Here is a 25,458-nt window from a genome sequence, read left to right on the forward strand (position 1 = left end):
CCGGATAAGCAGGGAGCAGGCGCAGGATGCGCGCCGCAAATGCGCCGTTGGCGTCTAGGAATAAGGGGGATGAAATGGGGTATGAGGTTTTTGCGGTGTCCGTTGGAAATGGCCACTTGGCGTTGGCGCCTGTGCCTGGTGCGGAAGGCGATTTGCAAGCCGATGTGGATGCAATCGCCCAGTGGGGCGCAACCCTAGTGGTGAGCGCGACAGAGACTGAAGAAATGCAGACCTTTGGGGCTGAGGCGCTGCCGGGCGCTTTGCGGGATGCCGCCATCTGCTGGGTGCATTTTTCGATTCGCGATTTTGGCGTGCCGGAGGATGATATGCAGGCGCAGTGGGCCGGTGTGTCAGAGCAGGTAGGGCAGCAGTTGCGGGCGGGCGGGCGTGTTCTGGTGCATTGTCGCGGTGGGTGTGGACGATCCGGGATGTTGATGCTGCGGCTGATGATTGAGACAGGGATGGCTGCAGAGGAGGCGTTGCAGCGGTTGCGTGCGGTGCGGCCCTGTGCGGTAGAGACCGATGCGCAGATGGTCTGGGCCACAGACGGCGTGCTCACACAAGCCTAGGCAGAAGACCAAAAGAAAAAGACCGCAGGCTATGCTGCGGTCTTTCCAAATTCTCAAAGCCAGTAAGGCTTAGCCGCCGATGGTCGCCAGGTAGGCAATCAGGTTGGCGCGGTCCTTGGCCTTTTTCAGACCGGAGAAGGACATCTTGGTGCCGGGGGCAAAGCTTTTTGGGTTGGCCAGGAAACCGTCGAGGTTTTCATTGGACCATGTGTCCGCCACCGCAATCAGAGCGCCGGAGTAGTTAAAGCCGGGAACAGAATCCACCGCGCGGTCCACAACACCATAGAGGTGTGGGCCGGTGCCGTTGGCGCCGTCATCCAGCTTATGGCAGGCTTTACATTTGCTGAAGACTTTGGCACCTTTGTCCACGTCAGCGGCCGCCAGCAGTTCTTCCAACGATGGACCTTCTTCTTCTGCGGCACCAGCGTCGTCGCCGCCTTCCACTTCAATCACGTAAGCCTGTTTGGCGTGATCATCCCCATGGCCTTTAGGGCCGGTATGATAAAGGGATTCGGCGGCCCAGCCGCCAAGCAGAAATACCAGTAGGGAGCCGCAGAGAGCCCCTACCACTTTGGTCATTGTCATCGTGTCGAACATGCTACGTTTCCATATCGTGGCGTTTGTCGGCTATCTATCCGCTTCCCCTAAGCGAACGCAAGGTATAGTTACCGCGACCAAACGCCCCCATTGCGGAAACTTCTGCAAATTTGGGGGAGAAAAGGGGCAAGATGGACCAAAAGACCAACCGTATCGCCTTTCAGGGGGAAGCAGGCGCTTACTCTCACGAAGCTTGTCGCAAAGCGCGGCCGGAGATGGAGGCGATGCCGTGCCGCACCTTTGAGGAGGTGATTGACGCGGTGAAAAGTGGTCAGGCGGATCTGGCCATGTTGCCAATCGAGAACTCGACCTATGGGCGTGTTGCGGACATTCACCGGTTGTTGCCAGAAAGCGGACTGCACATCATCGACGAGGCCTTTGTGCGGGTGCGCATCAGCCTGATGGGCTTACCCGGTGTGCCAATGGATGAGATCGACACGGTGCGGGCGCATTTGGTGTTGTTGCCACAGTCGGCCACCTTCCTGAAAACGCATGGCATGAAGGGCTATCCTGCGGCTGACAGCGCAGGTGCCGCGCGGGAATTGGCGGACCATAAGACGCGCAACGAAGGGGTGCTGGCGTCTGAACTGGCGGCGGAGATTTACGGGTTGGACGTGTTGGCGCGCGACGTGGAAGACCACGGCCACAACACGACGCGCTTCCTGATCATGTCGCGCGAGCCGGACTATGCCCGTCGCACAGATCATAAGATGATGACAACTTTTGTTTTTGAGGTGCGTAACATCCCGGCGGCGCTGTACAAGGCGATGGGTGGCTTTGCCACCAATGGGATCAACATGACCAAGCTGGAAAGCTATATGGTCAACGGCAGCTTCACCGCGACGCAGTTTTATGCGGACATCGAAGGCCATCCAGAGGATCGCTCCGTGCAGTTGGCGATGGATGAACTTCGATATTTCACAACCAATGTGTCTATTCTGGGCGTGTATCCTGCGGAACGGGACGCGGTTCGGTAGGCTGTTGGCCTGCGCGCGATTTGAGTGTGCGATGAAGTGCGAACAGGAGTGTCATAGGCACTGCCAATTGCAGCGCAGCGTTGTGGTCGTACACTAGAGCCCAAGCTGCGGCTGTACCGCTCGCGATGAGCAGCAGAGTGTTTGTTCTTTTTACCGCCGTGTCGTCGACCTGTGGCGCCAAGAGAAATCCCGTTGGTGCGCGCAAGGACAAAACGCTCCCCGTCAGGAAGATGGACAGAAACACCAAAGGCCGCGCGCATTCACTTAAGGCCGATGCCCAGCTAGCGCAGTTAGCGGCGTACAGTCCTTCGATGACCGGCGTGATCATCAATAAGTAAAGGTTTATACCCAAGAACAGACTGTGCGGTGAAACAGTGCGCCGCGCGTAAGCGAAACAGTTTAGAAGCGCACAGCCTGCTCCGCTCCAGCCTGCAATACGTAAGTCGTCTGAGAGCATGAATGCTGCGAGGAAAGCTGCGGACGGCGCATATTCCAAGGCAGTGTGCCAGATTGGCTTGTAGTTTGACGCCGACATCGCACCTTCACTCACACTCAACTTTTGAGAGTGTGGTGCTGAAGTGTTTTGGGCGCAACAGCTTTAAATCACTAAAAGGCCCTACGCCATGCGCGAATAGCGGTCTTCCAGATCGTCGCGCATGGTGGCCATGCGTTTGGCCATGCGCTTGTTCAGCGAGCTGCGGGCCAGTTTCAGAGATTGCAGAAGCAGACGGGCAGAGAGGCTGTTTGCGCGCATGCCCGACCAGAACTGGATGCGGGTGCGGGTGCGCGACAATGCGACAAGTTCGATCTTGATGTCGGTTTCCAGCCCTTGCAGGATGGCTTTCATCTCAACCTCGTTGGGAGCGTCAAATCCGGTCATTTCCAGATCCAACTCCCGGGCTTTGCCTCGAAACTGGAAGCCGACTTCCCATTTTGCGCCCACGCCGGGGCGGGCCAGAGAGTCAACGCGGGTGACCTCTGCGCCGCGACGCAGGGCGGAGCGTTCGTACACTTCAACATCCGTCAGCAAATCAAATGCCTGTGCAATTGGGATGTCGACGTCTTCTCTGCCGGTGAGTTCCATGGTGCCTCTGCGTCTGCTGTTATTTTGCGGTAATAGTCGCGTTATTCGAGCCTGTCCGCAAGCCAGTTCCGCAGGAGGAAGTGGGCAATGGCGCCTTTGCGCGCAGGTTTCAGTGTTGGGTGTTGGCCGGAAAACACAGTGAGCATGTCTTCGCGACTGATCCAGAGCGCGTCCTCAATTTCATTGGGATCCAGCGTGATGGTGTCGTCCAGCGCTTTACCGGCGCAGCCAAACATCAGGGACGAGGGAAATGGCCAGGGTTGGCTGGCGAGGTAGGATACAGCGCCGACGCGGACGCCGGCCTCTTCAAAGACCTCACGACGGACCGCAGCTTCGAGTGTTTCGCCTGGTTCCACAAACCCTGCAAGCAGTGAGTACATGCCTTCCGGCCATCCGGGAGAGCGGCCCATCAGCACTTTGTTGCCTTTGGTGATGAGCATGATCACCACCGGATCGGTGCGGGGGAAGTGGGAGGTGTTGCAGGCGGGGCAATCGCGCTGCCAGCCGGACTGGGCCATGCGGCTCTCGTCGCCGCAGTTGGAGCAGAAACGGTGTGAGCGATGCCAGGCAAATATCGAGCGCGCGGTGGCCGCCAGTTCGGCGTCGCGGGGATTGAGGTGGGCCATGACGCCACGTAACTCAGCAAACAGGTGATCAGCCGGCAGCATCGGGTGATGCTGGTGCGTTGGGTCAAAGAATTGCTGGAGTTGGGCCTCGTCCAGTTCCGGTGGTGTCCAGGCGGAAATGTCATGGGCGTAGAGCGCGCTGCCGTCCTCTGAGAGGCCCAGAAAAATGGGCGGGACCGGCGGCTCCTTGGCCTCTTCAAACAGCGGGTGACTGGTCGGGAGGTAGACCAATTGGTCGCAGTTTTCCCCACAAAACAGCGGCTTGCCGCGCCAGAGGACGATGCTGCGGCTGTCGGGATGTGTAACGCGGGCGTTGGCGTCTTCCCCACGGATTTCGGCGGCGCGGTTGAGGGCGGAGCCCCCGAAGGTAACGGTTTCGGCGTGTCGCATAGTGCTCTCCTGTTGGCACAGAGGTGGCACGTTGCGCGGCGGGCTGCAATCACATCTCCCATCGCATTTAGACAGGTTGTGCGTATGTGGTGACGGAGCGTTGCGGCGGTAGTTTGTGATTTGCAATCATTCTAAAAGTGCGCACACTGGGCCTGACTAGGGGCGGCCTCTGTGCTGTGGTGACGTGGATTTTGTCCCCTCTAGGCGCCGGAATGAACCTAAGGAACTGTTGTGTCAAATACACGCCTGAAAGGGGCTGATGGAGCGCGTGTTGCTCTGCGCATCATGGCGACCAGTGATGTGCATGCCACGTTGCTGGACTACGATTACAGCAAGGACAGCGCGACAGAGCTGGGATCGTTGGCGCGGGCGGCCTCTGTGATTGCGGCTGCGCGAGCAGAGGTTCCGGCGACGCTGGTATTTGACAATGGCGATTTCCTTGAGGGCGCGGCGATCGCCGACCCTTATGAGGGCGGCGCAGGCGTTGGCGCGGACAATCCGGTTGTCGCCGCGATGAATGCGCTTGGCTATGATGCGATTGGATTGGGCAACCACGAGTTCAATATGCCCGCCGAGGACGTGCAAGCAGCGTTGAAGGCGCTGCGGTCGCCAGTTCTGTGCGCCAACTTGCATTTGAGCCGGGATCGGGATGCGTCGGTGTATGCGGATTTGTGGCGGCCACATGTGGTGTTGCCTCGCAAAGTCGCAGATCAGCGCGGCAATTTACATGAGTTGCAAATTGGCGTGTTTTCGGTTTTGCCGCCACAGGTGGTGACCTGGGACGCGTTGCGTATTGCCGGGCGTCTGGTGGCCGAGGACATGATGGCGGCTGCGCGGCGGCAGGTGGCGGAGTTGCGACGGCAGGGCGCGGACGTGATTGTGGCGCTGGCCCATAGTGGCATCCGGGATGACGGACATGCTGAGGAAACCGAAAATGTAGCGGTGCCGCTGGCCGGATTGGACGGTGTGGATGCGGTGGTGGCCGGGCATGTGCATCGGGTGTTTCCCTCGCCAAGCTTTGGTGTGAGTGAGGCGGTAGACCCTGTGCGTGGTACGCTGCATGGGACCCCTGCGGTGATGCCCGGGGTTTATGCCAACCACGTGGGGCAGATTGATTTGGCGCTGGTCCAAGACGGCGATGGGTGGCGTGTGGCAGACCACGAGGTGCGGGTGCATGACCTGCGTGCCGAAGTTAAGGCGGCGCCAGTGGAATCGCCGGCGATCGTCACTGCGGTAGACGGCGCGCATCAGCAGACTCTGCGTTATATGCGGCGCACCATTGGTGAGGTGGCGGGGCCGGTGACCAGCTACTTTTCGATGGTGAAAGATGATTGCGCGTCTCGACTGGTGGCAGAGGCGAAGCTCGCTTTTGCGCGACGGGCTTTGGCAGGCAGTGGGTTGGAAACCATGCCGCTCATAGCTTCCGTGGCGCCGTTGAAGTGCGGCGGACGGGCTGGCCCCTATCATTATATCGATGTGGCACGGGGCGCGGTGTCGGCGCGGGTGATTGCGGACATGCAACCTTATTCCAATCATGTCAGCGTGATCCGGACCTGTGGGCGCGATGTGGTGGAGTGGCTTGAGAAGGGGTGTGCTGTCTACAATCAGTTGTTTGTGGGAGAAACGGGACAGTTTCTCTACGACAGGGATACGCCAACCTATAATCGGGAGGCCATTTACGGGCTGTCGTATACGGTCGATCTGTCCCAGCCGGCACGTTATGCAATGGATGGCAGTCTGATCAATTCGCAGGCGCGGCGGGTGGGCAATATCTGTTGGCGCGGGCTGCAGATTGCGCCGGAGCAGGAGTTTCTGCTGGTCACCAATGACTACCGTGGTGGCGGTGGTGGTAATTTTCCGGCGGTTGCACAGGGGCACGTCGTCGAGATTGCGCCTGCGCGGGTGCGGGATGTACTGGCAAAGCACATCGCGGAGACTTCTGGACGGCGTGACGAGACGCTGGCGACATGGCGATTGCACAGTATGCCGGGCGTGAAGGCTCTGTTTGATACCGGTCCGGGCGCGGCGGCCTATGTAGATCTTGCGGCGCTGCCGATGCGGGCACTGGGCGAGGTTGATGGCGGATTCGCGCGCTTTGAACTGGACATGGAACAGCTTTGAAAACTTCGGGGGCATTTGAGCAGGTCGGCTTGCATCTCCGCAGCAATCAGCCTATATCGCCTCTTGAGAGGTTGGCGCGGGCGAGCGCCTCGCCAACCCGGTCAGATCCGGAAGGAAGCAGCCGTAACGAGCCCCGCTTGGGTCGTTGTCCAGCCTCTCACCCAATCTCCCTCCATTCCAGAACGTGATGAAATGCCGGTTTTGCGGCGCGTTAGTTGTTGGCTTGTCGGTGTCTCCCAGAGGTTCAGAGCCTTGAAAGTGTTAAGAAAAGCAAGAATTTGCCTCCGCTGAGCGGAATCACGGCCTGTTGATACATTCCGAACTTGAATGTTGTTGCCCACCGCCTTTAGCTTGAAAGGAAGTATTCCGCTGACAAGCGCGCGGGCGCAGGAGGGGCCAAATGAAAGAAAAGACAATCAAAATTGCCGGGCCAATGTTTGATCGCCGCGGGGCGCTGCGATTGATGGGTGGGAGTGCTTTGTCGATTGGTGCCGGATTGGGTGCAGGCATGGCCTGGGCCAATGAGGACGAGATCATCCGCTCACACGGTTACTCTTTCTTTGGCGATTTGCAGTACCCGGCGGATTTTCCCCATTTTGACTATGTGAACCCCAACGCGCCGAAAGGTGGGACCATAACGATCAGTTCGCGCGGGTCGTTTGACGGGTTCAACCGGTTTGCCTGGCGTGGCAATCCGGAAGGGTATTCCGGCGTGGTGGCTGAAGCCATGTTTGCCGAAGCGCCTTGGGGTGGCGGTGCGCCAGCGGATTCGATCACAGACAGCTATTGCCTGATTGCGAAAGAAGTTGAGTATCCGAAGAGCAAAGAATGGTGCGTCTTCCACATGCGCGACGATGTTGTGTTCCGCGATGGCTCGCCTTTGCGGGCACAAGACGCGGCCTTCACACATAACCTGTTCCTTGAGCAGGGTATTCGCTCTTATGCCCGTTCCGTAAGCGAGCGTATCACCGGTGTCGAGGTAATCGACGATCACACCATCAAATACACCTTTGCGGATGGCATTTCGCGGCGCTCCCTGGTGAGCCAGGTGGGCGGTACGCCGATTTTCTCAGAGGCTTGGTATCAAGAAACCGGCGAAAGACTGGACGAGCCGTCGATCCTGTCGCCAATGGCGTCCGGACCTTACCAAGTTGGCGATTATGAGTTTAACCGCTACGTCGAATATGTGCGCAACCCGAACTACTGGGGCTGGGACCACCCGGCCAATATCGGGCGTTTCAACTTCGACAAGGTGCGAATTGAGTATTTCTCCGACGCGACGGCAGAGTTTGAGGCGTTCAAGGCGGGGGAGTTCACATTCCGCTCCGAAGGCTCCACCAAGCGCTGGGCGACGGGGTATGATTTCCCGGGCATTCAGAACGGCACCGTGAAGAAAGAGGCGTTGCCGGATGGCACGGCGCCCAACAACAGCGGCGTGATCTTCAACACTTTGCGGGCGCCTCTGGACAACCGCGATGTACGTCATGCGCTGTCGCTGGCGTTTAACTTTGAGTGGACGCGGGAGTCGTTGCAATACAGCCTGACCACGCAGCGAAACTCTTTTGTTGAAGGGCAGGATTGGGAAGCCAAGGGTGTGCCCGAAGGCGACGAATTGGCATTGTTACAATCGCTGGGTGATGTGATCCCGCCGGAGATGCTGACCGAAGAAGTGGTCATGCCGCACACCTCCAACGCCTCCAACCCCATTGATCGGCGCAACAAGCGCGCGGCGCTGAAGCTCTTTGAAAAAGCCGGTTGGACTGTCAACGACGCGGGTCAAATGGTAGACGGTGACGGCAAGCAGATGTCGTTGGACTTCCTGGTGATTTCCACTTGGGATGAAACCCGTCTGGCCACGATTGAGAGCTATGTTAAAACACTGGCGAACTGGGGCATTGCCGTGAAAGCGGACAAGGTGGACAGTGCACAAGGCCAGCAGCGGTTCCTCGACAAGGATTATGACCTGATCCACACGCGGATTTTGACCTTCTCTGCCGCAGGAACCGGTTTGAAGCAGTTGTTTGGCTCCGAGACCGCAGAAGTGTCCTCGTACAACCCATCCGCGCTGCGCAGCCCAATGGTGGATGCGATCATTGATGCGGTGCTCGACACCAAGTCACGTGAGGATGAAGAGACTGCTTTGATGGCTCTGGATCGTGCGTTGCGCTATGAACGCGTGATAGCCCATGCCGGTTATGTGCCGGAAACCTGGGTATCTTACTTTGATATGTTTGAACGGCCGGAGGAACTGCCGCCCTATGCGGTCGGTGTGTTGGATTTCTGGTGGTACAACAAGGACAAGCATGAGGCGTTGATCGCCTCTGGCGCGCTGAGGAAGTAATCCGGTGGGTGCTTATATCCTCCGACGGCTGTTGCTTGTGATCCCAACGCTGCTTGGGGTCATGATCATCAACTTCACTTTGGTTCAGTTTGTGCCCGGCGGCCCGGTGGAGCAGGTCATTGCGCAGATGCAAGGTGAGGGCGACGTGTTCTCGGGCTTTGCGGGTGGCAATGAAGATGTCGGGACGGAGGAGACCTTTGGTTCTGACAGTGAATACTTGGGTGCGCGCGGGTTGCCCAAAGAGTTCATTGAAGAGCTGGAGAAAGAGTTTGGCTTTGACAAGCCGCCTTTGGAACGCTTCCTGACTATGATGGGCAACTATATGCGGCTCGATTTTGGGGAAAGTTACTTCCGCAAAATCAGCGTGGTGGACCTGGTGCTGGAAAAGATGCCGGTGTCGATCACGCTGGGGCTCTGGGCAACGCTGATTGCTTATGCGGTGTCTATTCCGCTGGGCATTCGCAAGGCGGTTAAGGATGGCACGCCGTTTGATACCTGGACTTCTGGCGCAATCATTGTGGGTTATGCCATACCTGGCTTCCTGTTTGCGATTATGTTGTTGGTGCTGTTTGCCGGTGGGTCCTACTGGAAGATCTTCCCGCTACGGGGGTTAACCTCAGATAACTTTGAAGACCTGACGATGATTGGCAAAGTGCTCGATTACTTCTGGCACATCACCTTGCCGGTGCTGGCCTCAACCATTGCGGCCTTCGCCACACTGACCCTGCTGACCAAGAACAGCTTTTTGGATGAGATCAAAAAGCACTACGTGATGACGGCGCGGGCCAAAGGGTTGACCGAAAAACGGGTGCTCTACGGCCATGTGTTCCGCAACGCCATGCTGATTGTGATTGCGGGCTTCCCGGCGGTGTTCATTGGCGTGTTCTTTGGCGGCTCTGTTTTGATCGAGACGATCTTCTCGCTGGATGGGCTTGGCAGGCTTGGCTTTGAAGCTGCGGTGGCACGGGACTATCCGGTGATCTTTGGCACGTTGTTTGTGTTTGGCTTGATTGGCCTTGTGGTCGGTATCTTGTCGGACCTGATGTACGTGTTTGTTGATCCCCGCATTGACTTTGAGAAGAGGGAAGGCTGATGGCGTTGTCTCCTCTGAACCAGCGGCGCTGGAACAATTTCAAGCGCAACCGCCGGGCCTTCTGGTCGCTGATCATCTTCTGTGTGGCCTTTGGCGTGTCGCTGTTTGCGGAATTTATCGCAAATGATCGACCGATCCTGATCAACTACAAGGGTGAGTTCTACACGCCGATCTTCAACTTTTATCCCGAGACCACCTTTGGCGGCGATTTCAAGACCGAGGCGGTTTACAATGATCCGGTGGTGGAATGTCTGATTGCCTCAGGTGGGATCGAAGACTGTTTTGACGTGCCGGAAGACATGCTTGAGCAGATCGATGCTGGCACCTTTGAGCACGCGGAGTTTGAGAAGGGTTGGACGCTGTGGCCGCTGATCCCTTACAGCTATGACACACCGGTGGATCGGCCCGGTGCGGCGCCTTTGCCACCGGATGGCACCAACTGGCTGGGCACAGATGACCGGAAACGGGATGTGGTCGCGCGGGTGATATACGGCTTCCGACTGTCGATCATTTTCACTTTGGTGGTGACCACGGCAGCCAGCTTGATTGGCATCGCAGCGGGGGCCATTCAGGGATACTTCGGCGGCTGGTTGGATTTGATCTTCCAACGTGTGATCGAGATCTGGGGCGCGACGCCGAGCCTCTATATCATCATCATTATGTTCGCGATTTTGGGGCGCAGTTTCTGGCTGCTTGTGTTGCTCACGGTTTTGTTCAGTTGGACGGCACTTGTGGGCGTGGTCAGGGCGGAGTTTCTGCGAGCGCGCAACCTGGAGTACGTGCGGGCAGCCAAGGCGCTTGGCGTGAGCAACCGGGTGATTATGTTCCGCCATATGTTGCCGAACGCGATGGTGGCGACAGTGACTATGTTGCCGTTTATCGTGACAGGGACGATCAGCACTTTGGCCGGTTTGGATTTTCTGGGCTTTGGGTTGCCATCCTCGGCGCCAAGTCTTGGGGAATTGACGCTTCAGGCGAAGCAAAACCTGCAGGCCCCCTGGTTGGCGTTCACCGCGTTTTTCACCTTTGCCATCATGCTGTCGCTTCTGGTCTTCATCTTTGAAGGCGTGCGCGATGCCTTTGACCCGAGGAAGACTTTTTCATGAGCGTTTTGGAGGTCAAAGGCCTGCGCGTGGCCTTCCGGCAGGACGGGCAGCGGATGGAAGCTGTCAAAGGCGTGTCCTTCACAGTGGATCGCGGCGAGACCGTGGCGCTGGTGGGCGAGTCCGGGTCCGGCAAGTCGGTGACGGCGTTGTCGACGGTGTCGCTTTTGCCGGGAAGTGCTGAAGTATCTGGCTCTGTGACTTACGAAGGTCAGGAGATGGTGGGCGCGCCCGACAAGCTTTTGCGCAAGGTACGCGGCAACGACATCAGCTTTATCTTTCAGGAGCCGATGACCTCGCTGAACCCGCTGCATACCATTGACAAGCAGTTGGCGGAGAGTCTGGCGCTGCACCAAGGTGTGACGGGTGACAAAGCGCGTGCGCGGGTGCTGGAGCTTTTGCAGAAGGTTGGTCTGCGCGATGCGGAGCAGCGTTTGAGTTCGTATCCGCATCAGCTGTCTGGTGGGCAGCGACAGCGGGTGATGATCGCCATGGCGCTGGCCAACAAGCCGGACATCTTGATTGCAGATGAGCCGACCACGGCGTTGGATGTGACCATTCAGGCGCAGATTTTGGAGCTTTTGGCGGAGTTGAAGGCAAGCGAGGGCATGGGGCTGTTGTTCATCACGCACGATTTGGGCGTGGTGCGGCGGATTGCCGATAAGGTCTGTGTTATGAAGGATGGTGAGATTGTCGAGGCCGGGCCTGTGTCCGAGATTTTTGACAATCCGCAGCATCCCTACACGCAGCTGTTGTTGAGTGCGCAAGCGTCTGGCGTGCCTGATCCGGTGCCTGCGGGCGCGGAGGAAATTGTCAGCACGGAAAACCTGCGGGTGTGGTTCCCGATTCAGCAAGGGCTGCTTAAGAGGACTGTTGGCCATGTGAAGGCGGTGAACGACTCCAGCCTGTCAGTGCGCGCTGGCGAAACGCTGGGCATTGTGGGCGAGAGTGGGTCGGGTAAGACGACGCTCGCTCTTGCGATCATGCGCTTGATCAGCAGCGATGGGAAAATCAACTTTGATGGGCATGACGTGCGCAAGTGGACCACCAAGGAGCTGCGGGCGCTGCGCAAGGACATGCAGATTGTGTTTCAGGACCCGTTTGGCAGCCTGAGCCCGCGTATGACTTGTGAGCAGATCATCGCGGAAGGTTTGGGCGTGCATGGCAATCCGGATGGGCGCGACACGCGCACGCTGGTGGGCGAAGTCATGACCGAAGTGGGCCTCGATCCGGCGGCGATGGATCGCTATCCGCATGAGTTTTCCGGTGGTCAGCGGCAGCGGATTGCAATCGCGCGTGCGATGATATTGCGGCCCAAACTGGTTGTGCTGGATGAGCCGACCTCGGCGTTGGATATGACGGTGCAGGTTCAGATTGTGGAACTGCTGCGCAATTTGCAGAAGAAATATGGGCTGGCTTACTTGTTTATCAGTCACGACCTGCATGTGGTGCGCGCGATGAGTCACAAGATCATGGTGATGAAAACCGGCGATGTGGTGGAGGCGGGCGCGTCTGAGGATCTGTTTGAGAACCCGCAGACCGATTACACACGTGAGCTTTTGGCGGCGGCGCCAACGTGACCAGCCTTCGATTTGATGGTGCCAAAGACACCGATGCAAAGCGGTTGGCGAAGTTGCGGGTAGAGGCCATGCGGCCAAGTTTAGAAGCGGTGGGGCGGTTCAATCAAGAACGTGCGCGACGGCGGTTTCTGGACAGTTTTGTACCGGCAGAAACAACGCTGGTGTTGTCCGGCAAACAGTTGCTAGGTTTCTTTGCAGTGAAGGATCGGGGGGATCATTATAACCTCGACCACCTCTACGTCGCGCCGGATCAGCAAGGTAGGGGAATTGGTAGTCTGATCCTACACTGTGTCCTGCGGGATGCAGCCGAGCGGGATCTGCCGGTGCGGCTGATGGCGTTGAAAGACAGTCCGGCCAATGCGTTTTATCGCCAGCACGGGTTTGAAGTGACCGGACAGGAAGAGTTCGACACGTTGTATCAGTGGGTCCCACCACCAAAATAGGCCGATCCAATGGACCGGCCTTTTTATGAGCGAAGTAACACTGGTCTCAGATCGCGGCGCTATGCTGCGCTTTACTCATGTCATAGGCGTCAAAAGCCCGCGCGATGATGCGGGTCAGCGGGCGGGCCGCCATGGGCACAACCAGGGCTCCGTTTTCAAGCGCCAGAACGTCCGGGAACTGTGCCATGACTTTGGAGAACATCTCGTTCAACTCGGCGCGGGAGATGTCAAAGCGGTCGACAATCTCTTTTGCGTCGATGCGGAAGTCGCACATCAGGGCTTCGATCAGGCGGCCGCGCAAGCGGTCATCGTCTGTGAAGGTGTGTCCCCGCGAGGTGGAGAAGCGTCCGTCCCGGATGGCGCCGGTATGGGCCGAGGTGGCCGGAGCATTCTGAGCGTAGCCTTGCGGGAAGCGCGCAATAGAGGATGCGCCAACTGCCAGAAGCACGTCAGCGGTGTCATCGGTGTAGCCTTGGAAGTTGCGGCGCAAGGTGCCGTTGCGTTGTGCCACAGACAGGCCGTCCGTTTTGGTGGCGAAGTGGTCGATGCCAATTTCGTCGTAATCGTCCCAAAGGAAGAGCTTGCGCGCGGTTTCAAACAGCGCGAGGCGCTCCTGTGGGGTGGGCAGCGCATCTGAGGGGATCATCTGCTGGCGCTTGGCCATCCATGGCACGTGCGCATAGCCATAAAGCGCCACTCGGTCCGGTGAGAGCGACAAGAGCTTCTGGACGCTTTCGGTGATGCGGGCCTGGGTCTGGTGCGGCAGGCCAAATAGGATGTCGGCATTGACGCTTTTTACACCATGGCCGCGGATCATCTCCACGGCATCGCGGGTGATGTCATAGCCCTGGATGCGGCCGATGGTTTTTTGGATGTCATCGTTGAAATCCTGAACACCAATGGACGCGCGGTTCATGCCGGCTTTGGCCAGTGCCTCAAGTCTGGTGTGGTCGATTTCGTTGGGGTCGATTTCTACTGAGAACTCGCCATCTTTTGCCATGGGCGCAACGTCGAAGATCGCACCGGCGAGGTCTTCCATCATGGAGGCGTCCAGCAGGGTTGGCGTGCCACCGCCCCAATGCAGACGGGAAAGGGTTACGCCTTCGGGCAGCGACGCTTGCAGAATTTTGAGTTCGTCCTTCAGCGTCTCCACATAGGTGGCAACCGGAGACAGCGTGGATGTGCCCTGGGTGCGGCACGCACAGAACCAGCAAAGGCGGCGACAAAACGGCACATGCACGTAAAGGGACACTTGCGAACCTGTCGGAATCGCTTCAATCCACGCCTTGTAAGTGTCTGGCGTTACGTCATTGTTGAAATGGGGAGCGGTCGGATAGCTTGTGTAACGCGGAACCTTCGCGTCAAACAGTCCGAGTTTGGCCAATTGTTTTTCCTGTTCCATGAGCGTACTCATAAAGAAATGGGAAATGCGAACCTTTGACCCAGATCAAATCTAGGTATGAACAGGTAATGAACGAGACATTAGACCTAACAGTCGGTTGCGACAGCTGCCCAATCAAACACCGCGCAGTGTGCGCGCGCTGCGATGCGGATGAACTCGAGACCCTGGAGGGAATCAAGTACTACCGCAGCTTTGAAGCCGGTCAGACGGTGATTTGGTCCGGGGATCGCATGGAGTTTGTTGGCTCTGTGGTCTCCGGCATTGCGTCACTGACCCAGACGATGGAAGATGGCCGCACGCAGATGGTGGGCCTTCTCCTGCCAAGTGATTTTGTGGGCCGCCCGGGGCGCGAAACCGCGTCTTACGATGTGGTTGCCACTACCGATCTGGTGATGTGCTGCTTCCGTCGCAAGCCGTTTGAAAGCATGATGGCGGAGACACCGCATGTGGCGCAGCGATTGTTGGAAATGACGCTGGACGAGCTGGATGCGGCGCGCGAATGGATGCTGGTTCTGGGGCGGAAAACCGCGCGTGAAAAAATTGCCAGCTTGCTGTGTATCATTGGCCGTCGCGACGCATCTTTGAAGCTCGAAGGTGTGGGCGGCAAGATTGTGTTTGATCTGCCACTTACCCGTGAAGCGATGGCGGACTACCTTGGCCTGACTCTGGAAACGGTGAGCCGGCAGATGTCTGCGTTGAAGCGCGACGGTGTGATCGAGTTGGAAGGCAAGCGCCACGTGACCGTGCCAAGTTTTGAGCGCCTGCTGGATGAAGCAGGCGACGACGCGGATGGTGGGATGATGGCCTAGCCTCTTTCAAGTCAATAAACTGAAAAAGGCGGGGCTAACCCCGCCTTTTTGTTTGCAGGATAGCGCGTGTCCCACGACACACCATCCGGCAAAATTCGATGTTGATCAATGGGCTAGGAACACTGGAATGTTGGCCTGTTCCAGCATGTTGCGGGTTGCGCCGCACAAGATGGCTTCGCGGAAGCGGGAGTGGCCATAGGCCCCCATCACAATCATGTCGGTTTCCGTATCGGTCGCGTGGCGCAATAGGACATCGGACACCCGTGGTTGGGTTTTGGACAGCACGTCAACTTCCACACGCACGCCATGGCGTGACAGGAACTGCGACAACAGCCCGCCGGGGTCGGAGCGGTTTGGGCCATGGGTTGGCGGATCGATCACCACCACATGCACCAGATCCGCTTCCTTCAGGAAGGGCAGGGCAGCGCGGGTGGCCACCAATGCTTCGGCGCTTTCGTTCCAGCCGATGGATATGGTTTTAGGCGCAGAGAATGGCTTCGCGGTTTCCGGCACCATAAGAACAGGCGCCTGACCTTCAAAAAGAGCGGCCTCCAGAGTCGGCTCCAGCTCGGTGCCTTGATTCTTGCCGTAGGGCTTCGGCAGGATCACCAGGTCAGAGAAGCGCGACCGTGCGGCCACATGTCGCCCAAGGTCCGCAATCTGGGTGACGCCGGTGTCGCAGGCCCAGCGGACATCGGATTTACCGAGCGCGGCCTCTGCCGCAGCTTTTACCGCGTCGGCCTCTTCATGGGCGCGTTTCAGCATTTCCTGCATCAATAGTGCGTCCGCACCCGCATAGAAGTAGCCGGTTTGAGAGCGATCAACGCCAAGGGCAAGCACGTCAAGATGTGCATCTTGTGCCTCGGCAAGGGCGATTCCTTGTGCGAGCGGGGCCGCCGTGAAGTTAGAGTCCGTCAGAACGCACAGCAAGGATTTGTAGTTCATTGTCACCAACCCGTGTTATGAAAAGGTGTATTTTCGATACGACTTATCCACGTTGGTGCAGACAAAGCCGTTATTCTTGAAACAGATACAAACTGAGATCGTTGGTCATTTCTTTGACCCAGATCAATGCGGGACTTTCGCTGCACTTGCAAAACACGGGTGGTCAAATCCGCCCTAAGTCCGAAGAAGAATCGGGCAGGGCAAGACGAAGGGACGCGAAATGGTAAATTACTTCAAGCTGATCGCGCTGGGCCTCATCACGTTTTTTGCGTTGATAGCGGCCAATTACGCGCGTGACGTAGCTTACATGGTACATGCCTCGATTATTTCGGGTGTGTCCTTTGGGCTGTTTATTTGGGTTCTGCGCGGCATGGGCACCGAGAAGGTGCATGCGCAGGACGAATACATGGATGACGTGATCCGCTACGGTGTGATCGCAACCGCCTTTTGGGGCGTCGTTGGCTTTCTGGCAGGGGTGTTTATTGCGTTCCAGCTGGCCTTTCCGGCGCTCAACTTCGAGTGGGCACAGGGCTACGCCAACTTTGGTCGCTTGCGCCCGCTGCACACCTCGGCGGTGATTTTTGCGTTTGGCGGCAACGCGCTGATCGCGACATCCTTCTACGTTGTGCAGCGCACCAGCGCCGCGCGGCTGTGGGGTGGCAATCTTGGTTGGTTTGTTTTCTGGGGCTACCAACTTTTTATCGTTCTGGCAGCGACAGGCTACCTTCTGGGCGGTACGCAGTCCAAGGAATACGCCGAGCCCGAGTGGTATGTAGACCTGTGGTTGACCGTTGTTTGGGTGGCTTACCTGGCGGTGTTCCTCGGCACCGTGATTAAGCGTAAAGAGCCGCACATCTATGTGGCCAACTGGTTCTTCCTCGCCTTCATCGTCACGGTTGCGATGCTGCACGTGGTCAACAACCTGACCATTCCTGTGTCCATTTTCGGCTCCAAATCCGTGATTGTCTGGGCCGGTGTGCAAGACGCGATGGTGCAGTGGTGGTACGGCCACAACGCCGTGGGCTTCTTCCTGACCGCGGGCTTCCTGGGCATGATGTACTACTTCATTCCGAAGCAGGCCGAACGTCCGGTGTTCTCCTAAAAGCTGTCGATCATTCACTTCTGGGCGTTGATCTTCCTGTATATCTGGGCGGGTCCGCACCACCTGCACTACACTGCACTGCCTGACTGGGCCTCGACCCTCGGCATGGTGTTCTCCGTGGTGCTGTGGATGCCGTCCTGGGGTGGCATGATCAACGGTCTGATGACCCTGTCCGGCGCCTGGGATAAGCTGCGTACTGATCCTGTAATCCGTATGATGGTGATCTCGGTAGGTTTCTACGGCATGTCGACCTTCGAAGGTCCAATGATGTCGATCCGCGCCGTGAACTCGCTGTCTCACTACACCGACTGGACCATTGGTCACGTGCACTCCGGTGCGCTGGGGTGGAACGGCATGATCACCTTCGGCTGTCTCTACTTCCTGGTGCCTGTGCTGTGGAAACGTGAGCGTCTGTACTCGCTGCAGCTTGTGAGCTGGCACTTCTGGCTCGCCACCATCGGCATCGTGCTCTACGCGGCGTCCATGTGGGTGACCGGTATCATGGAAGGCCTGATGTGGCGTGAAGTGGATGCCAACGGCTTCCTGGTGAACTCCTTTGCCGACACTGTGGCTGCGAAGAAACCGATGAACATCGTGCGTGGTCTGGGCGGGGTTCTGTTCCTCACCGGTTCCATCATCATGTGCTACAACCTGTGGATGACTGTACGTAAGGCACCGGCCAAAGAGGCCAACCTTTCCGTCGCAGTCCCGGCTGAATAAGGAGGGCCGGCAGCTATGGCTATTCTCGACAAACATAAGATCCTCGAGACCAACGCGACCCTCCTGCTTGTTTGCAGCTTCCTGGTCGTAACCATCGGTGGCATTGTACAAATCGCGCCTCTGTTCTGGCTCGAAAACACCATTGAGGATGTGGAGGGCATGCGCCCTTACACCCCTCTCGAACTCGCAGGTCGTGAGATCTATCTGCGCGAAGGCTGCTATGTCTGCCACAGCCAGATGATCCGTCCGATGCGCGACGAGGTGGAGCGCTACGGTCACTACTCGCTGGCAGCGGAGTCCAAATATGACCACCCGTTCCAGTGGGGCTCCAAGCGGACAGGTCCTGATCTGGCCCGTGTCGGTGGCCGCTACTCCGATGATTGGCATCTGGACCACATGCGTGACCCGCAGTCCGTGGTACCTGAGTCCATCATGCCGAAGTATGGCTTCCTCGAGAAGAAGAAGATCGATGGCAAATACATCGGTGACATCATGAAAGCGAACGCGATTGTGGGTGTGCCTTACACCGAAGACATGCTGGAAAATGCCCAGTCTGACTTCATGGCACAGGCCGATCCGGACAGCGACTATGATGGTCTTTTGGAGCGCTATGGCGAGGTTAACGTGAACGTGCGTAACTTCGACGGTCAGCCAGGTGTGTCCGAAATGGATGCGATGATCGCTTATCTTCAGATGCTGGGTACGTTGGTTGATTTCTCGACCTTCACGCCTGACGCGTCACGGTAAGGAGGAGAGATTATGGAAACCTATTCTTTCCTACGAGAGTTTGCGGACAGCTGGATGCTTTTGTTCCTGTTCTTGTTCTTTCTGGCAATTGTGCTGTGGGTGTTCCGCCCCGGTGCCACCAAGGAATACAAGGACACGGCCAGCATTCCGTTCCGTCATGAAGATAAACCCGCCACGGATGAGGAGGCGCGGACATGAGCAAACCATCGAAAAAGTTTGACGGCGATCCAAACACCACCGGTCACGTGTGGGACGGGATTGAGGAGTTTGACAATCCGATGCCGCGCTGGTGGCTGTGGGTGTTCTATGTCACTATCATCTGGGGCATCGGATACACCATTGCTTATCCGGCCTGGCCGGGCATCAAAGGCGCGACAACCGGTTTGCTGGGCTGGTCCACGCGGGCCAATGTGCAGGCGGATATTGACGCAGCGGCAGACAAGCTGGCGCCGATCAACGCCAAACTGGAAGCTGCGGAACTCACCCAGATCACCACTGATCCGGAGTTGGGGCCTTATGCGGTATCTGCTGGTTCCGCTGTTTTTAAAACTTGGTGCGCACAGTGTCACGGGTCCGGCGCAGCTGGCGCGATCGGCTATCCGAACTTGCTGGACAATGACTGGCTGTGGGGTGGCGACATCGAAAACATCTATCTGACGGTTCGTCACGGTATTCGTAACGAAGAAGACGACGATGCGCGCTATTCTGAGATGCCTGCCTTTGGGATCGATTACCTCGAAGACGAGCAGATTGATGCGGTTGTGAATTTCGTAATGTCGTTGTCAGGTGAGCCAAAGGATGCGTCTGTTGTCGCGGCGGGAGCAGAGGTCTTTGCGGACGAATGTTCTGCTTGCCACATGGAAGACGGCACGGGTGATCGCGAGCAGGGGGCACCAAACCTTGCGGATGCAATCTGGCTTTATGGTGGCGATTATGACTCCATCACGGAGACAGTGACCTACAGCCGCTACGGTGTGATGCCTTCCTGGGGCAACCGTCTGACCGAAGCGCAGGTGCGTGCGGTCTCCGCCTACGTGCATCAGCTAGGTGGCGGCGAGTAACTTCGCCCCCTTTTGGAAACACCGACCGCTCCGGAAAACCGGGGCGGTCTTTTTTTGTGCTTTTGTGCCGGAAAATTTTGCCAATTTGACCAAGATCAAGTTTTTGCCTGGCGCTCCTTGGTAGAACTTGTCTCAAGGGCAGCACGCCGCAACCGGAGCTGTCCATTGGGTGTCGATCTTTCCGTCCTGTTCGCGCGTTTCCTGGAAAGATTGGCACCCACAATTTCTTTCCGTACATGCAAATTGCGCCACTTGGTTGGCGAACTGCGCCAACTTGCCTATGTTTGGCTCCTAAGTTGGAGGCACAGATGCAAAAACAGGTTCGGTATCCGGTTCACAGATCCACGGCAGGTCTCTTGCGCTCCTGCGGTGTTTCTCCCGAACGGGTTTTGCGGCGTGCCGGGATGCCGGTGGATCTGTTTGAGACAGAGTCCAAAGGTGTGACGGCGCAGCAGTTTTTTTCCTTATGGGAAGCCATTTCTGACGAGATTGATGACCCCAAGGTGGTGATCGAAATGGCGAGAACCATGGCGCGCGGGCCTTTTATTCCTGCGGCCTTTGCGTTTTCCTGTAGTCCGAACATCGCCACAGGGCTGAAACGCAAGGCGGTGTTCAAGCCATTGGTGGCACCGATCAAGCTTTTGGTGACGGAAACAGAGCAGCATCTGGTTCTGGAAATTGACGTGGCAGAGCCGAATCTCGATGTGCCCAAGTGCATGGCGGCCTTTGAGATGGTCTATTTCCTTGAGATGGGGCGTACGTTTACGGGCGTGGATTTCCTGCCGGTAGAAGTGGGCGTGCCTGAGTTGATGGAAGATCAGGCGGTGTTTGACCGGCACTACGGGCGCAAGGCGGTGGTCACGCCGCTGCCACGACTGACCCTGACGCGCGAAGATGCCTATCGACCGCTTATTTCGGAAAACCCGCAGCTGTGGGCTGGGTTCGAGCGTGAGTTGACGCGGCAGCTGGCGGAGCATCAGCGCGCCTTGTCGATGGCGGCGCGGGTTCGCAATGCGTTGTTGGAGCTGTTGCCTGCGGGGCAGGCGTCAGTGGATGCGGTGAGTGACCGTCTTGTGACAAGCCGCCGCAGCCTGCAACGCCACCTCAGCAAAGAGGGGCAGACTTTCCAGTCTGTGCTGGATGACACGCGGTCGGATTTGTCCTTACATTACTTGCGTCAAGCTGACATGAGTGTTGAGGAAATCTCTTATTTGCTGGCGTATCGCGACCCGAATTCTTTCTACCGCGCGTTCCAGAATTGGACCGGTCGCACCCCTGCGCAAATGCGCGCAGAGCTACTCTGACGCAGGGAGGTTTTTTTACCTGGGGCGTAAAAGGTGAATCACAAATGTGAGATTTGACACAGGTCAATGTTCTGGCGTCCAATCACTGGGACAAGATCGAGTAATCTCCTCTCCTAACATGTGAGTGATTCCGTGAGCAAAAGTCCCGCACCGTCTCTGTACGCGGCACAAGAGCCAATCTTTCCGAAACGCGTTTACGGGCCGTTTCGCAATTTAAAATGGATTATCATGGCGGTCGCTTTGGGTATCTACTACCTGACGCCGCTTTTACGCTGGGACCGCGGCCCCAGCCTGCCGGATCAGGCTGTGCTGATCGACATGGCAAACCGACGGTTCTTCTTTTTCATGATCGAGATCTGGCCACATGAGTTTTACTTCGTGGCGGGCCTTTTGATTATGGCTGGCTTGGGGTTGTTCCTGTTCACGTCGGCCCTGGGCCGAGTGTGGTGCGGTTATGCCTGTCCGCAGACGGTTTGGACGGATTTGTTCATTCTGGTGGAACGCTGGATCGAGGGCGACCGCAACGCGCGTTTGCGCCTGCATCGCCAGAAGAAGCTGGATTTCCGCAAGGTGCGCCTGCGTGTGGCCAAATGGATCACCTGGCTGTTTATCGCGATGGCCACAGGTGGGGCCTGGGTGTTCTACTTTGCAGATGCGCCTACCTTGGCTGTCGATCTTGTGACTGGCAACGCGCATCCGGTGGCCTATACCACCATTGCCATTCTGACCTTCACCACCTTCTTCTTTGGTGGATTTGCGCGAGAGCAGATTTGCATCTACGCCTGTCCATGGCCGCGTATTCAGGCTGCGATGATGGATGAGGACACGCTCACCATTGGATATCGTGACTGGCGCGGGGAGCCTCGTGGTAAAGCGCGGAAGGGCGAACCTGCCGATGCTCATGGAGATTGTATCAACTGCATGGCGTGCGTGAATGTTTGCCCGATGGGGATTGATATTCGTGACGGCCAGCAGATGGAGTGCATCACCTGCGGTCTGTGCATCGATGCCTGTGACGACATTATGGATAAGATTGGCAAGCCGAGAGGATTGATCGACTATCTGGCGCTGTCGGATGAAGATCGAGAGCGCGCTGGCGAGCCGCCGCGTAGCGTGTGGAAGCACATCTTCCGGGCACGGACTATTATGTATACGTCTCTTTGGTCGCTGGTGGGAATCGGCCTTGTTGTGGCGCTGTTCTTGCGTTCTGACATCGAGGCCACCGTGGCGCCAGTGCGGAATCCGACCTTTGTGACCCTGTCAGACGGATCGATCCGCAACACATATGAGGTGCGCCTGCGCAACAAACACGGCGAAGACAGGATGTTCCGGATTTCAGTCAAAGGGGACCCAAGCCTGCGTGTGCAGCTTGAGGGCACCCCTTATGAGGCGGTAAATGTACCGGCAGACCAGATGCGCAACCAGCGGGTCTATGTGATTGCCCCGGCAGGATCGGCTCCGGCAGACGGCAGCCTGACCAACTTCCGCTTTTGGTTTGAGGACACCGGCAACGGTGACCGCGTACACAAAGACACTGTTTTTAATGGAAAGGGCCAGTGATGGCAGAGAAGAAATTCACCGGCAAACACTTCTTGATGATTTTTGTCGGGGCGTTTGGTGTGATCATTGCGGTCAACCTGTCCTTGGCCTGGAACGCGGTGGCGACTTTCCCTGGTTTGGAAGTGAAGAACTCTTACGTGGCCAGTCAAAGCTTTGATGAGCGTCGTAATGCACAAGAAGCCTTGGGTTGGGACGTAAGCGCACGAGCCAAGGGCGGGTTGTTGATCCTGTCGATCACCGATGAGAACGGCAAACCGGTGCAGGTGTCCAAATTGGATGCGGTACTGGGCCGGGCCACCCATGTGCAGGATGATCGCACCCCGGATTTTCAGTTTGACGGAAAAGCCTATGTGGCGCGTGAAGAGCTGGCGCCGGGGAACTGGAACATCCGTATGAACGCCACAGCGCTGGACGGCACGCCGTTTGAGCAACGCGTGATCCTGCGCGTGGAGCAGAGCTAAGCCATGACCGCGGCGATGCGCCCAAATATCTCGGCCTGTCCGGCCTGTGATGCGGCCCCGGCGGCAGAAGCGCTGGCGGAGCAGGCCATTCAGGAAGAGGCGCGCATCGCGTTGTCTGTGCCAAGCGTGCATTGTGCGGCGTGTATTTCGACCGTCGAGGGCGCGCTGGCAGCGCATCCGGGCGTGCATTCCGCGCGGGTGAACCTGACTTTGAAGCGCGCTTCTGTGGAAGCGGATCCTGAGGTGACCGCCGAAGCCTTGGCGAGCGTGCTGGAACAGGTCGGCTATGAGGCGCATAAGCTTGACGCCGGCACACTGAGCGCGACGCAGACAGACAAGGCGGGGCGTGACCTGCTGATGCGTTTGGCGGTGGCGGGATTTGCGTCGATGAACGTGATGTTGCTGTCGGTGTCGGTCTGGTCCGGCGCGGAGGCGGCGACGCGAGACATGTTCCACTGGATATCGGCGGCGATTGCCCTGCCAACCATCGCGTTCTCCGGCAAACCGTTTTTTGTACATGCCTGGAGCGCGTTGAAGCACAAGCGCCTGAACATGGACGTGCCGATTGTGTTGGCGATTGTGTTGGCGGTGGTCACCTCGCTATGGGAAACCACGTTGTCGGGTGAACATGCCTACTTTGATGCGGCTCTGACGTTGGTGTTTTTCTTGTTGGCTGGTCGCTATTTGGATCATCGCACACGGGCGGTGGCACGGTCGGCGGCAGAAGAACTGGCCGCATTGGAAGTGCCGCGAGTGGTTCGGATTGTTGACGGGCAGGACGAGACCGTCGCGGTGAAAGAACTCGCGGTTGGTGATCTGGTTCGGGTGAAGCCGGGCGGGCGTATGCCTGTAGATGGCGAGATTGTTGCGGGGCGCTCTGAACTGGATCGCTCTTTGCTCACAGGGGAAACGCTGCCGGTTTTTGCAGAACCGGGCCAAGCCGTGAGCGCGGGCGAAGTGAACCTGACGGGGCCTTTGGTGATCCGCGCCACAGCGGTTGGCGAACAGACCAGCCTGCATCGCATGGCCGACTTGGTGGCCGTGGCCGAGTCCGGGCGGTCCAATTACACATCCCTCGCTGACAAAGCGGCGAAGCTTTACGCGCCGGGCGTGCATATCCTGTCCGCGCTGAGTTTTCTGGGCTGGTATATGTTCACATTTGACATGCGCACCGCGCTCAACATCGCGGCGGCAGTCCTGATTATCACATGCCCCTGTGCGCTTGGTTTGGCCGTGCCTGCGGTGACAACAGCGGCCTCGGGGCGGTTGTTCCGCAAAGGCATGTTGATCAAACACAGCACCGCGTTGGAGCGGTTGGCGCAGGTGGATACGGTGGTGTTTGACAAAACCGGGACCCTGACAGCTGGCGCGCCTGAGTTGATCAATATTGATAGCTTTGACGAGGCCGACCTGTCCGTTGCATTGGCATTGTCGATGGCCTCGGCACATCCCCTGAGTACGGCTATATCCAAAGCAGCCCAAGCGGCAGGCGTGCGTCCTGCGCGGGTGAGTGAAATCGAAGAAGTGCCGGGGTATGGCACGCAAGGGCGGATCGACGGCCAGTTGGTGCGTTTGGGGCGGCCAACATGGGTTGGCGCAACGGCGGGCAATCAGACATCGGCATTCCTGAGCATAGGTGACCACGCGCCAGTGGCGTTCCTTTTTGCGGATGCGTTGCGGGATGGTGCCGAAGAGAGCGTGAAGGCGTTGCAGGCTGCGGGCAAAGAGGTGATCCTGATGTCCGGTGATACCACCGGCGCGGTGGAAAGCCTGGCCAACCGCCTGGGCATTGCCAAATGGGTGGCGGAAGCGCTGCCGGAAAACAAAGCCAAGCGCGTGCAGAGTTTGGCGGAAGACGGACGTTTTGTGCTGATGGTGGGCGATGGCCTCAATGACACTGCGGCCTTGGCCTCCGCACATGTGTCTATCTCGCCAGCTTCAGCATTGGATGCGGCGCGCGTGGCCTCTGATATTGTGCTTTTGGGCGGCGATCTGTCGCCGATCCCGGAAGCGGTGGACGTGGCCAAAAGCGCGATCAAACGTATCCGCGAGAACTTCCGCATCGCGACGGTTTACAACATTGTGGCGGTGCCGCTGGCGGTGGCCGGACTGGCCACGCCGTTGATTGCCGCGTTGGCGATGTCCACGTCTTCGATTACAGTATCCCTAAACGCCCTGCGCCTGAGAGGATGACATGCAAGTTCTGTCTTATTTGATCCCGATTTCACTGTTTCTGGGGGGCGTGGGCCTGGTTGGGTTTCTCTACACTGTGCGCTCCAATCAGTATGATGACCCCGAGGGCGATGCGCAGCGCATTCTGTCTGGGCAGTATGACGACAAGCCGAAGGTTTAGACGTTCGCTATAGCAGCAAAGAAAAAGACCGTCGCGGGAGGCTGCGACGGTCTTTTGGTTAGTCGGTGGT

At 57.8% G+C, this 25,458-nt stretch carries 23 protein-coding genes, 1 other RNA gene and 1 pseudogene; 20 read left to right on the forward strand and 5 right to left on the reverse strand.

The window, feature by feature from the left end:
* Nucleotides 1-74 precede the first annotated feature (74 nt).
* Entirely contained in the window at nucleotides 75-569 is a 495-nt protein-coding gene (locus MK208_RS00550; RefSeq protein WP_294112878.1) for a dual specificity protein phosphatase family protein, read from the forward strand.
* 69 nt (nucleotides 570-638) lie between these two features.
* On the opposite strand, the gene MK208_RS00555 is transcribed toward MK208_RS00550, so the two are convergent.
* Nucleotides 639-1,166 (reverse strand): cytochrome c family protein, encoded by a 528-nt coding sequence (locus MK208_RS00555; RefSeq protein ID WP_294112880.1) that lies wholly within the window; start codon nucleotides 1,164-1,166, stop codon nucleotides 639-641.
* 131 nt (nucleotides 1,167-1,297) lie between these two features.
* Between MK208_RS00555 and MK208_RS00560 the strand changes: the two genes are divergently transcribed.
* Nucleotides 1,298-2,143 (forward strand): prephenate dehydratase, encoded by an 846-nt coding sequence (locus MK208_RS00560; RefSeq protein WP_294112881.1) that lies wholly within the window; start codon nucleotides 1,298-1,300, stop codon nucleotides 2,141-2,143.
* Between the two features lie 137 nt (nucleotides 2,144-2,280).
* Complete coding sequence (locus MK208_RS00565; RefSeq protein WP_294112883.1) at nucleotides 2,281-2,481, forward strand: hypothetical protein; 201 nt, start codon at nucleotides 2,281-2,283, stop codon at nucleotides 2,479-2,481.
* A gap of 278 nt (nucleotides 2,482-2,759) precedes the next feature.
* Here MK208_RS00565 and MK208_RS00570 read toward each other — a convergent pair whose 3' ends face one another.
* Both MK208_RS00570 and nudC read right to left on the reverse strand, forming a co-directional pair.
* Entirely contained in the window at nucleotides 2,760-3,227 is a 468-nt protein-coding gene (locus MK208_RS00570; RefSeq protein ID WP_294112885.1) for an SRPBCC family protein, read from the reverse strand.
* Nucleotides 3,228-3,268: 41 nt separating this feature from the next.
* Complete coding sequence (nudC, locus tag MK208_RS00575) at nucleotides 3,269-4,243, reverse strand: NAD(+) diphosphatase (RefSeq protein WP_294112887.1); 975 nt, start codon at nucleotides 4,241-4,243, stop codon at nucleotides 3,269-3,271.
* Between the two features lie 231 nt (nucleotides 4,244-4,474).
* Here nudC and MK208_RS00580 point away from each other — a divergent pair, with 231 nt between their 5' ends.
* The 7 genes from MK208_RS00580 (at nucleotide 4,475) to MK208_RS00610 (ending at nucleotide 12,924) form a co-directional block, all read left to right on the forward strand.
* On the forward strand, nucleotides 4,475-6,364 hold the full coding sequence (locus tag MK208_RS00580; protein ID WP_294112889.1) for a bifunctional 2',3'-cyclic-nucleotide 2'-phosphodiesterase/3'-nucleotidase: 1,890 nt from the start codon (nucleotides 4,475-4,477) through the stop codon (nucleotides 6,362-6,364).
* Nucleotides 6,365-6,428: 64 nt separating this feature from the next.
* Nucleotides 6,429-6,527, forward strand: an RNA gene (ffs, locus tag MK208_RS00585) — signal recognition particle sRNA small type.
* Between the two features lie 237 nt (nucleotides 6,528-6,764).
* The gene (locus MK208_RS00590) at nucleotides 6,765-8,705 is read left to right on the forward strand and encodes an extracellular solute-binding protein (RefSeq protein WP_294112890.1); all 1,941 of its coding nucleotides are present in this window, start codon (nucleotides 6,765-6,767) and stop codon (nucleotides 8,703-8,705) included.
* Nucleotides 8,706-8,709: 4 nt separating this feature from the next.
* Entirely contained in the window at nucleotides 8,710-9,798 is a 1,089-nt protein-coding gene (locus MK208_RS00595) for a microcin C ABC transporter permease YejB (protein ID WP_168591463.1), read from the forward strand.
* Nucleotides 9,798-10,904, forward strand: coding sequence for an ABC transporter permease (locus MK208_RS00600; RefSeq protein WP_294112893.1), 1,107 nt, complete (start codon nucleotides 9,798-9,800; stop codon nucleotides 10,902-10,904). The genes MK208_RS00595 and MK208_RS00600 overlap by 1 nt, the downstream gene beginning before the upstream one ends.
* Nucleotides 10,901-12,481 (forward strand): ABC transporter ATP-binding protein, encoded by a 1,581-nt coding sequence (locus MK208_RS00605; protein ID WP_294112895.1) that lies wholly within the window; start codon nucleotides 10,901-10,903, stop codon nucleotides 12,479-12,481. Before MK208_RS00600 ends, MK208_RS00605 begins: the two co-directional genes overlap by 4 nt.
* A complete protein-coding gene (locus MK208_RS00610) occupies nucleotides 12,478-12,924 on the forward strand; it encodes a GNAT family N-acetyltransferase (RefSeq protein ID WP_294112896.1) in 447 nt (148 codons plus the stop codon). Before MK208_RS00605 ends, MK208_RS00610 begins: the two co-directional genes overlap by 4 nt.
* Nucleotides 12,925-12,970: 46 nt before the next feature.
* Here the strand turns inward: MK208_RS00610 and hemN are convergent, their stop codons facing one another.
* Nucleotides 12,971-14,326 carry an oxygen-independent coproporphyrinogen III oxidase gene (hemN, locus tag MK208_RS00615; protein ID WP_294112897.1) on the reverse strand — a complete coding sequence of 452 codons (1,356 nt, stop codon included), beginning with the start codon at nucleotides 14,324-14,326 and terminating at the stop codon, nucleotides 12,971-12,973.
* Nucleotides 14,327-14,394: 68 nt separating this feature from the next.
* Here hemN and fnrL point away from each other — a divergent pair, with 68 nt between their 5' ends.
* Nucleotides 14,395-15,135: a transcriptional regulator FnrL gene (gene fnrL / locus MK208_RS00620; RefSeq protein ID WP_294112898.1), complete on the forward strand. Its 741-nt coding sequence runs from the start codon at nucleotides 14,395-14,397 to the stop codon at nucleotides 15,133-15,135.
* A 105-nt stretch (nucleotides 15,136-15,240) separates the two neighbouring features.
* On the opposite strand, the gene MK208_RS00625 is transcribed toward fnrL, so the two are convergent.
* The gene (locus tag MK208_RS00625) at nucleotides 15,241-16,080 is read right to left on the reverse strand and encodes a universal stress protein (RefSeq protein WP_294112899.1); all 840 of its coding nucleotides are present in this window, start codon (nucleotides 16,078-16,080) and stop codon (nucleotides 15,241-15,243) included.
* A gap of 220 nt (nucleotides 16,081-16,300) precedes the next feature.
* On the opposite strand from MK208_RS00625, the pseudogene ccoN reads away from it, so the two are divergent.
* From ccoN to ccoS, 9 genes and pseudogenes are all read left to right on the forward strand, one after another.
* Nucleotides 16,301-17,902, forward strand: a pseudogene (gene ccoN / locus MK208_RS00630) (cytochrome-c oxidase, cbb3-type subunit I).
* A gap of 15 nt (nucleotides 17,903-17,917) precedes the next feature.
* On the forward strand, nucleotides 17,918-18,649 hold the full coding sequence (gene ccoO, locus MK208_RS00635; protein WP_294112901.1) for a cytochrome-c oxidase, cbb3-type subunit II: 732 nt from the start codon (nucleotides 17,918-17,920) through the stop codon (nucleotides 18,647-18,649).
* 12 nt (nucleotides 18,650-18,661) lie between these two features.
* The gene (locus MK208_RS00640; RefSeq protein ID WP_294112905.1) at nucleotides 18,662-18,847 is read left to right on the forward strand and encodes a cbb3-type cytochrome c oxidase subunit 3; all 186 of its coding nucleotides are present in this window, start codon (nucleotides 18,662-18,664) and stop codon (nucleotides 18,845-18,847) included.
* Nucleotides 18,844-19,710, forward strand: coding sequence for a cytochrome-c oxidase, cbb3-type subunit III (gene ccoP / locus MK208_RS00645; protein WP_294112907.1), 867 nt, complete (start codon nucleotides 18,844-18,846; stop codon nucleotides 19,708-19,710). Before MK208_RS00640 ends, ccoP begins: the two co-directional genes overlap by 4 nt.
* A 308-nt stretch (nucleotides 19,711-20,018) precedes the next feature.
* Nucleotides 20,019-21,014: an AraC family transcriptional regulator gene (locus MK208_RS00650; RefSeq protein WP_294112909.1), complete on the forward strand. Its 996-nt coding sequence runs from the start codon at nucleotides 20,019-20,021 to the stop codon at nucleotides 21,012-21,014.
* Nucleotides 21,015-21,134: 120 nt separating this feature from the next.
* The gene (gene ccoG, locus MK208_RS00655; protein ID WP_294112910.1) at nucleotides 21,135-22,574 is read left to right on the forward strand and encodes a cytochrome c oxidase accessory protein CcoG; all 1,440 of its coding nucleotides are present in this window, start codon (nucleotides 21,135-21,137) and stop codon (nucleotides 22,572-22,574) included.
* A complete protein-coding gene (locus MK208_RS00660) occupies nucleotides 22,574-23,035 on the forward strand; it encodes a FixH family protein (protein ID WP_294112912.1) in 462 nt (153 codons plus the stop codon). Before ccoG ends, MK208_RS00660 begins: the two co-directional genes overlap by 1 nt.
* 3 nt (nucleotides 23,036-23,038) lie before the next feature.
* Nucleotides 23,039-25,228, forward strand: coding sequence for a heavy metal translocating P-type ATPase (locus MK208_RS00665; protein ID WP_294112913.1), 2,190 nt, complete (start codon nucleotides 23,039-23,041; stop codon nucleotides 25,226-25,228).
* 1 nt (nucleotide 25,229) lies between these two features.
* Nucleotides 25,230-25,388, forward strand: coding sequence for a cbb3-type cytochrome oxidase assembly protein CcoS (gene ccoS, locus MK208_RS00670; protein WP_294112915.1), 159 nt, complete (start codon nucleotides 25,230-25,232; stop codon nucleotides 25,386-25,388).
* The last annotated feature ends 70 nt before the right edge of the window (nucleotides 25,389-25,458 follow it).

It is taken from the genome of Shimia sp. (assembly GCF_022448905.1).
Classification (GTDB): domain Bacteria; phylum Pseudomonadota; class Alphaproteobacteria; order Rhodobacterales; family Rhodobacteraceae; genus Shimia.

Excerpts from the sequence above, each read along its gene's own strand:
- MK208_RS00665 (WP_294112913.1), top strand. The coding sequence starts at position 23,039 with ATGACCGCGGCGATGCGCCCAAATATCTCGGCCTGTCCGGCCTGTGAT.
- MK208_RS00605 (WP_294112895.1), top strand. The coding sequence starts at position 10,901 with ATGAGCGTTTTGGAGGTCAAAGGCCTGCGCGTGGCCTTCCGGCAGGAC.
- MK208_RS00550 (WP_294112878.1), top strand. The coding sequence starts at position 75 with ATGGGGTATGAGGTTTTTGCGGTGTCCGTTGGAAATGGCCACTTGGCG.
- MK208_RS00560 (WP_294112881.1), top strand. The coding sequence starts at position 1,298 with ATGGACCAAAAGACCAACCGTATCGCCTTTCAGGGGGAAGCAGGCGCT.
- nudC (WP_294112887.1), bottom strand. The coding sequence starts at position 4,243 with ATGCGACACGCCGAAACCGTTACCTTCGGGGGCTCCGCCCTCAACCGC.
- ccoO (WP_294112901.1), top strand. The coding sequence starts at position 17,918 with ATGGCTATTCTCGACAAACATAAGATCCTCGAGACCAACGCGACCCTC.
- MK208_RS00570 (WP_294112885.1), bottom strand. The coding sequence starts at position 3,227 with ATGGAACTCACCGGCAGAGAAGACGTCGACATCCCAATTGCACAGGCA.
- MK208_RS00660 (WP_294112912.1), top strand. The coding sequence starts at position 22,574 with ATGGCAGAGAAGAAATTCACCGGCAAACACTTCTTGATGATTTTTGTC.
- MK208_RS00555 (WP_294112880.1), bottom strand. The coding sequence starts at position 1,166 with ATGTTCGACACGATGACAATGACCAAAGTGGTAGGGGCTCTCTGCGGC.
- MK208_RS00650 (WP_294112909.1), top strand. The coding sequence starts at position 20,019 with ATGCAAAAACAGGTTCGGTATCCGGTTCACAGATCCACGGCAGGTCTC.
- MK208_RS00625 (WP_294112899.1), bottom strand. The coding sequence starts at position 16,080 with ATGAACTACAAATCCTTGCTGTGCGTTCTGACGGACTCTAACTTCACG.
- MK208_RS00600 (WP_294112893.1), top strand. The coding sequence starts at position 9,798 with ATGGCGTTGTCTCCTCTGAACCAGCGGCGCTGGAACAATTTCAAGCGC.
- ccoP (WP_294112907.1), top strand. The coding sequence starts at position 18,844 with ATGAGCAAACCATCGAAAAAGTTTGACGGCGATCCAAACACCACCGGT.
- hemN (WP_294112897.1), bottom strand. The coding sequence starts at position 14,326 with ATGGAACAGGAAAAACAATTGGCCAAACTCGGACTGTTTGACGCGAAG.
- fnrL (WP_294112898.1), top strand. The coding sequence starts at position 14,395 with ATGAACGAGACATTAGACCTAACAGTCGGTTGCGACAGCTGCCCAATC.
- ccoS (WP_294112915.1), top strand. The coding sequence starts at position 25,230 with ATGCAAGTTCTGTCTTATTTGATCCCGATTTCACTGTTTCTGGGGGGC.
- MK208_RS00640 (WP_294112905.1), top strand. The coding sequence starts at position 18,662 with ATGGAAACCTATTCTTTCCTACGAGAGTTTGCGGACAGCTGGATGCTT.
- MK208_RS00590 (WP_294112890.1), top strand. The coding sequence starts at position 6,765 with ATGAAAGAAAAGACAATCAAAATTGCCGGGCCAATGTTTGATCGCCGC.